6 protein-coding genes are annotated in these 8,668 nt (G+C 37.7%); 5 read left to right on the top strand and 1 reads right to left on the bottom strand.

Annotated elements, in window-relative coordinates:
- Window positions 1-213 precede the first annotated feature (213 nt).
- Complete coding sequence (locus G7Y56_RS17930; protein ID WP_165045768.1) at window positions 214-1,203, bottom strand: FAD:protein FMN transferase; 990 nt, start codon at window positions 1,201-1,203, stop codon at window positions 214-216.
- 208 nt (window positions 1,204-1,411) lie between these two features.
- Here G7Y56_RS17930 and G7Y56_RS17925 point away from each other — a divergent pair, with 208 nt between their 5' ends.
- From G7Y56_RS17925 to G7Y56_RS17905, 5 genes are all read left to right on the top strand, one after another.
- Complete coding sequence (locus G7Y56_RS17925) at window positions 1,412-2,995, top strand: SUMF1/EgtB/PvdO family nonheme iron enzyme (RefSeq protein WP_165045766.1); 1,584 nt, start codon at window positions 1,412-1,414, stop codon at window positions 2,993-2,995.
- 51 nt (window positions 2,996-3,046) lie between these two features.
- Window positions 3,047-4,429, top strand: a complete 1,383-nt coding sequence (locus G7Y56_RS17920; RefSeq protein ID WP_165021349.1) for a Gfo/Idh/MocA family oxidoreductase — start codon at window positions 3,047-3,049, stop codon at window positions 4,427-4,429.
- Window positions 4,430-4,437: 8 nt separating this feature from the next.
- A complete protein-coding gene (locus G7Y56_RS17915; protein ID WP_165045764.1) occupies window positions 4,438-5,370 on the top strand; it encodes a sugar phosphate isomerase/epimerase in 933 nt (310 codons plus the stop codon).
- Between the two features lie 107 nt (window positions 5,371-5,477).
- Entirely contained in the window at window positions 5,478-7,817 is a 2,340-nt protein-coding gene (gene ccsA, locus G7Y56_RS17910; RefSeq protein WP_165045762.1) for a cytochrome c biogenesis protein CcsA, read from the top strand.
- Between the two features lie 392 nt (window positions 7,818-8,209).
- Complete coding sequence (locus tag G7Y56_RS17905) at window positions 8,210-8,521, top strand: Arm DNA-binding domain-containing protein (RefSeq protein ID WP_165045751.1); 312 nt, start codon at window positions 8,210-8,212, stop codon at window positions 8,519-8,521.
- Window positions 8,522-8,668 lie beyond the last annotated feature (147 nt).

The following is an 8,668-nucleotide window of genomic DNA, read 5'->3' as shown; positions in this document are numbered from 1 at the left end:
AATATTTTTTCGTAATTTCGAGTGAAGTTGCTCATCATATTTAATCGTTTGTCAGACAATTAAATGTAATCATTTATTTGATAATGAGCAACTTCTTTTTTATTTCCCTAAATGCACCACGGGTTAACTTTAATGTTTTAATCTTATATAGATAAACATGTAGAAGTTATATCCACTGGCTTGATACATAATTATTCATTATAAAAAGCAAAATCACTCTATAACATAACTATCAAAATCCAGTGATTTAGCTATCACAAACGAACTATCACTTGCTCCCAATATTAATAGATACGATAATTTTTCTTTCTGTGCTATTTTCCTTGTGACAGCAGTATCTGCCAGCATAAATACAGTTGCATAAGCATCGGCTGTCATACAATCGTCTGCTATTACAGTAGCACTAAGAATATTTGTTTCCGAAGGATAACCGGTTTTTGGGTTGATGGTGTGAGCGTATTTCTTTCCGTCCTTGATATAGTAGTTTCTGTAATTGCCGGATGTTGCCATCGATTTATCGCAAAGCTGAATAATCGTCTGCAATTTCTGATAATCGAAAACATTCTTATCGATAGGTTTACTTATACCAATGTGCCAGCACCCACCTTTAGCATTTATTCCTTTTGTCCGTATCTCCCCCCCTATCTCTATCATATAATTCTTTACACCATACGAATCGAGAAGCGAAGCAACTATATCAGATGAATAGCCTTTAGCAATAGCCGATGTATTGATCTGTATACGCGGATCGGATTTTACTATTTTTCTGTCACGCAGCACTATCTTATCATGCCCCACCAGTTGTTTCAAACTATCTATCATCAGAGGGGTTACATTACCCATATTTTTAAAGCCAAAACCCCATGCATTGATAAGCGGCGATACAGTTATATCAAATAATCCGTCCGAAACCTTCGATACTTCCTGCGCACGTTTAAAAACATTGATAAAAAGAGAATCTAAAACCACATCTTCGTTGTTATTTACTTTAGTAATAATAGATGATGGTTTAAATGGATTCAATGAATCATCGAATTTAAGAAGTTCTGCATCTATCTCATTTTTCAATGAATGCGTATATTCGTATTTAATAGAATACGTCGTATGAAAAATATCGCCTTTGTCTTCTATATAACTTAACTCTTTTTTCGAGTCGCAGCTTATCAGATAAAAAATAGAAACGAGTATAATAATATTACGCATAATCTTCAATTGTTGTTTCTCTAAATGGTTTTTATTCAAAATTGCATTCAAGTGATTACAATGCAACAAAAATCAAAATTACACATATTAAACATTTCTTAAGAAAAAAAGCACTTTTTTTTCAAGAAAAGAATTAGTGATGTTAATTTTATTACCGTTATTTGTACTAATTGTTCGATCTAATATTTCTAAGTACTAAAAACACATAATGAATCTCAAAAGAACTACTAAAGATTCTTCTGAAAAGAAGAGTAAAAAGAAATTTTTTAAACGTAAATCATTCTATCTATTTTTAGGATTATTCTTAGGTATAACTATCGTTGTATCGCTGTATCAAACTTCCGTTTATTTTTCTACCGACGAATCGTGTATGATGTGCCATGTACATCCACACGTTGAAGAAAGCTGGAAATTATCTTCGCATGTAAACAATGGAAGTGGTGTAAAAGTACATTGTGTCGATTGCCATCTCCCCCCAAAAAGCCATACTTGGGATCACTATACAGCAAAAGCTAAATTAGGGATAAGAGATGTATGGGGATACCTTACGAAAGACAGTACGGATTTCGATTGGGAAAGAATGTCTGAACTGGATTATGCAGTTACATATATTCCAAATGAATCATGTAAAGAATGCCATCAGAATTTGTTTCCCCAAGGAATTTCGGACGATGCTATCACAGCACATTTATATTACGAAGAAAATGAGAAAAAGCTAAACCTGCAATGTATCAGTTGCCATCTGGATGTAGGACATCATAACCCAAACTATGTACACGGAAAAATGGCCGGCGTACCCGGATTTGGCGGATCGTCGAATAGTGCAGCTCCCGATACAAGCGCATACTTTAAGACTGCTACTCCGATTACTAAATTTGAAAATTTTGACGAACAAATACCGGGTACACCATTATCGTTCAAGATGGTGGCTATCGATGGCGGTTCGTTCAAAATGGGCAGCACCGATAAAGAACCTTTCCATAAGGAAGATGAAGCGCCTGTGCGTAATGTAACTTTAAGCCCATTCTACATGGCAGAAGTAGAAATTACATGGGATTTGTATTGGGCATTCTATGCCAATACGATGAGCGAAGGTCGTACCCCTCCCGAAATGGTATTTGCAAATAATAACAACCCGAATGTAGATGCTATATCGGGGCCTACTCCACCGTTCGGATTCCCAGACCAAGGTTGGGGCGGAGGCGATCGTCCTGCTATTACAATGACACATTATGCAGCCGAAACATTCTGCCAATGGCTATCAAAGAAAACAGGCAAAAAATACAGGTTACCTACCGAAGCCGAGTGGGAATATGCGGCACGTGGTGGCACCGAAACTCCGTATTTCTTCCCCGGCAATCCAAAAGATTTTTCCGATCAGGGATTCTGGCGTAAGTTCTTTGATGCAGACACTGAAGGTATCTCTTCGTTTGTAATCTATAACAAAAACAGCAAAAATAAAACACAAGAGCCATCGACCGTCAAAGCAAATCCATTCGGGTTGAAAAACATGCTGGGCAACGTAATGGAATATTGCGCCGATAAATATGATGCGCAAGCTTACAGCAAAAGAGGAGAAAATGTAACCAATCCTATTAGTACAGAAGGCACAGAATGGGTTGTGCGCGGAGGAAATTACACATCCGATGCTGCCGATGTACGAAGTGCAGCCCGAGATTATACTAAACACGACACATGGCTGAAAACAGATCCTCAACAACCTAAAAGTATATGGTGGTATTCCGATATTCGTGGTATCGGTTTTCGAGTAGTATGTGAATCTAATATCTAAGTTTGTAGTTTAATAAATTGATAAAATTAAAATTTCAAAATATAATTATAAATGAAAAAGGAAAACAAAATCAGCAGAAGATCTTTCTTGAAGAATTCTGCACTTGTAGGAGTGTTAGGAACAATGGGAACAGGTGGTGCTGCCCTGTTAACATCATGTGGCGGTAAAACCGAAATCAAACTTCAACCATTGAAGGAAGCAGGAACATATTATCTGCCCGACTTGATGGACATAGCGAAGGATGGTAAAGAACTCAAAGCTGGTGTGATTGGCTGTGGTGGACGTGGCTCAGGTGCTGCATTCGATTTCTTAAGTGCAGGCAATGGTGTTACCATTGTTGCCCTAGCTGATACATTTAAAGACCGTGTAGATGGCTTAGCCGATAACCTCAAAAAAGAAAAAGGGATTGATATTCCTGAAAATATGCGTTTCGTAGGATTAGATGCCTATAAACAAGTTATCGACAGCGGGGTAGATGTTGTACTTATTGCAACTCCTCCTGTATTTCGCCCTATACATTTTCAATATGCTACGGAAAAGAACAAACATTCTTTCCTTGAAAAACCAATTTGTGTAGATCCTGTAGGCTACCGTACTATTATGGTTACTTCAAAACAAGCTCAGGCTAAAAATCTATGTGTAGTAACAGGTACGCAACGCCATCACCAACGTAATTATGTAGAATCATACAAAAAAATTATGGATGGAACTATCGGTGAAATTACCGGCGGTGTAGTTTACTGGAATCAATCGATGCTTTGGTACAAAGAACGCCAAAGTGGATGGAGCGATTGCGAATGGATGATAAAAGACTGGGTAAACTGGAAATGGCTTTCGGGCGACCATATCGTAGAACAACATGTACACAATATCGATGTATTTACATGGTTCAGCGGATTGAAACCTCTTAAAGCTACCGGTTTTGGTTCTCGCCAACGCCGCGTTACAGGAGACCAATACGATAATTTCAGTATCGATTTCGAGATGGAAAACGGAGTTCACCTGCATAGCATGTCCCGCCAGATAGATGGTTGTGCCAACAATGTAAGTGAGTTTATACAAGGAACAAAAGGTTCTTGGTCTACAGCTAACAACGAGACTGTGATCAAAGATTTAGCAGGTAATGTAGTTTGGAAATTTGATGCCGAGGCTGAAAAATTAAACTTCAAGCAAACTAATCCGTATGTACTAGAGCATGTAAATCTTATCAACCATATCCGTAGCAATAAACCTATCGATCAGGCATCGGAAACTGCTGTATCGAATATGGCGGCAATTATGGGACGCGAATCGGCTTACACCGGTGCTGAAACGACTTGGGAGGGAATGACCGCTTCTCCACTTGACTATACTCCGAAAGATTTGAATATGGGTAAAATGGATATGAAAACATTCGTAGTGCCTGTTCCGGGAAAACCACTCGATAATAAATAATACAGAATATGACACTAGACAGAAGAAATTTTCTAAAAAGGTCTTTATCAGGTGCCGCACTCTTAACATTGAGTGGAACGGCAGCAGCAATTAGCTCATGCAATACTGCGGCTAATGATAAAAATGCAATTGGCAAAAACACCAAGGCGCAATTAAACCTTTCTTTTCAGGAAGGTACTGCTCCCGGTGAAAGTCTGAACGAAAAGTTCGATTACATGGAAAAACTAGGCATTGTAGGTTTCGAACCCAATGGTGGTGGTCTTGGCGGTCGTGTGAAAGAAATCAAACAAGCTCTTAATGGTCGTAACATTAAAGTTAGTGCCATTTGTGCCGGATTCAAAGGCTTTATACTTTCTACCGATCCTGCTATCAGAAAACAATGTATGGATACGATGAAAGAAATAATAGTGCCTGCCGGTGAACTTGGTTCGACAGGTGTTATTATTGTTCCCGGATTTAATGGACAAGTTCCAGCCCTTCCTCACACAATGGAAACCCGTAACTTCTTATGTGAGCAATTTAACGAAATGGGCACATTTGCCGTTCAGCATGGTACAACTGTTATTTTCGAACCATTGAACAGACAAGAGGCCTTCTATCTGCGACAAGTTGCAGATGCTGCATCGATATGCCGCGATATTAATAATCCCGGAGTGCGATGTATGGGTGACTTCTGGCACATGACAGCCGAAGAAACATGCGATATGGGAGCTTTCCTTTCAGGAGGAGAATACTTGCAACATGTACATGTAGCCAGCCGTAAGCGTAGGAGTATGCCGGGTGAAGATGGTGAAGCCGATAACTATATCGACGGATTCAAAGGACTCAAAATGCTTGGGTACGACAAATATGTAAGCTACGAATGTGGTTGTCAAGGCGATCGTAATATAGTACTTCCCGCTTCGGTCAAATTACTTCGCGATCAATGGGAAAAAGCATAAATACAATTTCAAGTATAAAATAAATATGTAAATGAGTGAAGTGATGCTAAAACATCCTTCACTCTTTACATTTATAATTAATATTCTCATATTCAACATAGAACTGAATGGAAATAAAAGCAGCTATCTCCCGGATAACATCTTCATATAAAACATCGATCGTCCTGCTTCTTATCTATGCTGTAGGACTAGCATTCGCCACCCTTTTCGAAAAACATTTCGGCACGCTTGCTGCAAAGATGATGTTTTACTACTCTCCGCTTTTTCTTTTATTACAGTTCTTTTTAGTTGTAAATCTTGTATCTGTAACCATAAAATACAGGCTTTATAAAACAAGCAGCTGGGGGTTTATAGTTACTCATGCTGCTTTTATTATAATTCTTGCAGGCGCACTTACAACCCACCTATTCAGCGAAGAGGGAACTATCCATATTCGCGAAAATGAGACGAGCGACCGCATGCTTATTCAGACTAACAGAGGTGACAATTTTCATACACTACCATTCAGTCTCGAACTTAAAAAATTTACATTAACACGCTACCCCGGTTCTTCAAGTCCATCCTCTTTCGAAAGCACACTTATAATCCACGTAGATGGCAAATCGGAAGAAAGAAAGGTATCGATGAATAACATTCTCGATATAAAGGGATACCGCCTTTTTCAGGCTTCGTACGATACCGATGAGATGGGAACTATATTATCTGTCAATAAAGATGTTGCAGGGCGTAATATCACTTACACGGGCTACTGCATGCTGGTAATCGGTTTTATTCTTTGCTTCGTTAGAAAAGATTCCCGACTTCGCCAATTAAGCCGCCACTTAAAACAGTTAAGGAACGCACCTACGCTGATCATTCTGACGTTCATTTTATCAACAATCTCATTATCAGCAAATACACATAAAGATTCATCCAATATTGTAGATGTACTTCAAAAAAATAAAGCGAGTGCCGAACATGCAGCCCTATTCGGAGCATTACCTATGCAATCGCGAGACGGACGAATGGAACCGATAAATACATTCTCCTCCGAAATTCTTCGTAAGCTACATAGTTCAAATAAAATGGGCGAACTCAACTCCGATCAGTTTCTTATCAGTTTACTGACCTTCTCCGAAATGTGGATACATGTTCCATTTATTTCAAACAAAAATAATGATATAGCTGCTTACTATAAGCTGACAGAGAAAGAACTCGCCTATATCGAATTATTTGACGAAAACGGTAACTATAAGCTGCAAGACAAGTTGGAAGAAGCATTCAACAAGCCGCAGAACATGCGTAATAAGTTTGATAAAGACTTGATAAAACTAGACGAGCGTGTGAATATTTTTCATCAGTTGGTTAATTTCAAAATGCTGAATATATTCCCAAAAGAAAATGACCCTAATCACAAATGGTATTCGCCGGGTGATGATCTTTCTGAATTCCCGACGAAAGACTCTGTCTTCGTTTCAAATGCGATGACACAGTATCTTAGGAATGTTCAGACAGGTCTACAAACAGCAGATTGGGAAAAAGCAGAAGAAATGCTTATCAAAATCAATATTTATCAACAGGAAAAAAGCAATACATTAGAAATCAATCAAAAGAAAATAAAAGCGGAAGTAACTTATAATAATCTCGATATTTTCCGCCTCTGCAAAAAGTTTTATCTGATATTAGGCGGAATCCTGTTAGCCATATCGTTTACATCATTCTTCAGAAAACAGAAATGGATAACATGGGCTATCCGTTTCTTGACTGCTGCTATTGCTATTTGTTTACTTTTCCATATTTTCGGCATGGGTATGCGATGGTATATTGCAGGCTATGCACCTTGGAGCAATTCGTATGAAACAATGATATATGTGTCTTCGATATGTGTACTGGGCGGATTGGTTTTCGTTCGCCAGAATCCAATAATATTTGCATTGGCGACTTTGTTCGGAGGAATTATTCTTTTTGTTTCGGGACTTAACTGGATGGATCCGCAAATCAGCCCTTTAGTTCCTGTACTTAAGTCACCATGGCTAATGATACATGTAGCTGTTATTGTTGCTGCTTATGGATTTTTCGGCATCAGTTTTCTATTAGGAATAACCAACACGGTTATGCTGTTAATCCAGAAAAAGAATAAATCATCCGTTTTATCTAATAATATCCAAGAGTTTAGTATTGTAAACGAAATGTCTCTTCTAATAGGCATCGCACTTATGACAATCGGCACATTTCTTGGCGCCGTATGGGCAAACGAATCGTGGGGACGCTATTGGGGATGGGATCCTAAAGAAACATGGGCATTGATAACTATTGTCGTTTATGCCATAGTTACCCACCTGCGTTTAATTAAACAATGGGATAAGTTATGGTTATTTAATCTATTATCTGCCATCGCTTTTCTAACAGTGCTTATGACTTATTTCGGTGTGAACTATTATCTGAGCGGAATGCATTCTTACGGGTAATGAAAATAATTTGTAGCTTGATAAAAGCATAAAAGAAAAGCGGCTACTATTCGAATAGTAACCGCTTTTGTTTGTGTAGCGAGACGGGGAATTGAACCCCGGACCTCATGATTATGAATCACTATTATTTAATAAATAAACAGTAAATAACTATAATTAAATATCTGTATATTATGTATTTATGTGGTTTTTGCTGTTAATCTATAATTGTTATTTACTGTTTTATTTTGTCTTTATTTGTGAGTTGTGGGGCAAATTTGTGGGGCAATTAAAAAATGAATCACAAAACATAATTTATTTCTATATAAATAGTTATAAGATATTTCGAGAGTTAATCTTGAAGTTAAAATCATAATTAATATATTTGTGGGGCAAATATAATAACAAAGGCTATGAATCTTAAAAAATTTGACAATAATGTTACTGCTAACATCAGGCCGGATAAACGAACTCTAAATAAGGCAGGGAAGCATCCGGTTAAACTTTTTATAACCTCTCAGAGAAATAAAAAAGTGTATGCTATCGGCATGGATATAGCACCTGATGATTGGGTTAAAATGCAATCGACCAACCTAAAAGACAAGAATCTGATTGAGCGTAAAAAAGAAGTAGAGGCAATTAGAACAAAAGCAGCGAAAATCATTAAGCAGCTTGGTGATAACTTTACCTATGAACTATTTGAACAACTAATGTGTATAATATAATTGAAAAGTAGTCCACTTAGTAATTGAAAAGTATACCACTAAGTGTCTCGGATGAGATTGGCTAAAGATATTTATTCTTCATCAGGTTGTAACATTTTTTTAGTTTCTTTAACTCTGTACGACTGTCCATTCATGTTGATAAGGTAT

The sequence above is a fragment of the Dysgonomonas sp. ZJ709 genome, from assembly GCF_011039195.1.
Lineage (GTDB): Bacteria > Bacteroidota > Bacteroidia > Bacteroidales > Dysgonomonadaceae > Dysgonomonas.
Note: the sequence above shows the minus strand (reverse complement) of the source record. Positions and strands in the feature narration are given on the sequence as shown.